Source organism: Bradyrhizobium sp. P2_E8, assembly GCF_056403875.1.
In genome coordinates this window covers 1-1328 of sequence record NZ_JBFUES010001455.1, presented here as the reverse complement: position 1 = coordinate 1328, position 1328 = coordinate 1, and the positions used below count along the sequence as shown (strand labels likewise).

Sequence of the window (1328 nt, the reverse complement as noted above, 5' to 3'; positions counted from 1 at the left end):
CTCATCCCCTTCGTCCTTAGCCCGTATCCAGGGAGCCATTCATGCTGAAAGCCATTGCCATCATCGCCATCGTGCTCGCGGTCGGACTAGCGGGCGTCCTCGTCTTTGCATTGACAAAACCCGACACCTTCCGTGTCGAGCGCTCGCTCGCCCTGAAGGCGCCGGCCGATGCGATCTATCCGCTGGTCGCCGATTTCCATCGCTGGACCGCCTGGTCGCCCTATGAGGATCGCGACCCCGCCATGAAGCGTATCTTCGGCAGAACCGCGTCGGGCAAGGGCGCGACCTATGCCTGGGACGGCAACAATAATGTCGGCGCCGGGCATATGGAGATCCTCGAGGCGAGCACGCCGTCGAAGCTCCGCATCAAGCTCGATTTCGAGCGCCCGTTCGAAGGCCACAACACCGCCGAGTTCACCTTTGTGCCGCAAGGCGATGCTACACTGGTCACATGGGCGATGTAYGGTCCGGCGCCGTTCATGTCCAAGGTGATGCAGGTGTTCATCAACATGGACAACATGATCGGCAAGGACTTCGAGGCCGGCCTCACCAGCCTGAAGAAGCTCACCGAGAAGAAATGAGCCTCACTGCCCAAGGAAAGGAAAGGAGAGAAACGATGCTCAATCCCTATCTGTTTTATCAGGACACCTGCGAAGCGGCGTTCAACTTCTACGCCAAGGTTCTCGGCGGCAAGATCGACGCGATGATGCGCGCCTCGGACGCGCCGCCGGACATGCCGGCCGCACCCGGCCGCGAGAAGACGATCATGCATGCGCGGATGTCGCTGCCCGGCGGCAGCGTGCTGATGGCCTCCGACGCGCCGCCCGAGCATGTCCAGAAGCCGCAGGGCTTCTCGATCTCGCTGACGATCGCGGATGTCGCGGACGCCGAGCGCAAGTTCAACGCGCTCGCCGACGGCGGCACCGTCACCATGCCCTTCAGCAAGACGTTCTGGGCCAAGGGGTTTGGCATGTGCGTCGACAAGTTCGGCATCCCCTGGATGGTGAACTGCCCGGCGGAAGGCATGTGACAGGCGCGACCGCCTGATACGTGGCGCCCCTCCCTCGATTGTTGCGGGTGAGGGGCGCGCCCAAGACGGTCACGCCATCGCCGGGTCGGCCGCTCGCTGTCTCAACGGACCGATCCGGTCACATCCTCGCCGGGTGACGGCGACTGGACGCAGCGGGGGCAGATCACGAGCTTCGTGCCGAGCTGCCTGTCATTCTCCGCCTCGATTTCGTCATGGACCGCCCACCACGCTTCGGAGTAGGGGCGCAAGGTGCCGAGCACTCTTTCCCGTTCCTGGTTGGGATTTTCCTGTGCAGGTG

Annotated in this window: 2 protein-coding genes and 1 pseudogene; 2 read left to right on the top strand and 1 reads right to left on the bottom strand. The window is 63.1% G+C overall.

The window, feature by feature from the left end:
* Window positions 1-41 precede the first annotated feature (41 nt).
* Window positions 42-581 carry a K(+)-transporting ATPase subunit F gene (gene kdpF, locus AC1D00_RS41370; RefSeq protein WP_477014672.1) on the top strand — a complete coding sequence of 180 codons (540 nt, stop codon included), beginning with the start codon at window positions 42-44 and terminating at the stop codon, window positions 579-581.
* Between the two features lie 35 nt (window positions 582-616).
* Window positions 617-1030 carry a VOC family protein gene (locus AC1D00_RS41365; RefSeq protein WP_271579067.1) on the top strand — a complete coding sequence of 138 codons (414 nt, stop codon included), beginning with the start codon at window positions 617-619 and terminating at the stop codon, window positions 1028-1030.
* A gap of 101 nt (window positions 1031-1131) precedes the next feature.
* On the opposite strand, the pseudogene AC1D00_RS41360 reads toward AC1D00_RS41365, so the two are convergent.
* Window positions 1132-1328, bottom strand: a pseudogene (locus tag AC1D00_RS41360) (hypothetical protein); the annotation flags it as partial.

Excerpts from the sequence above, each read along its gene's own strand:
- AC1D00_RS41365 (WP_271579067.1), top strand. The coding sequence starts at position 617 with ATGCTCAATCCCTATCTGTTTTATCAGGACACCTGCGAAGCGGCGTTC.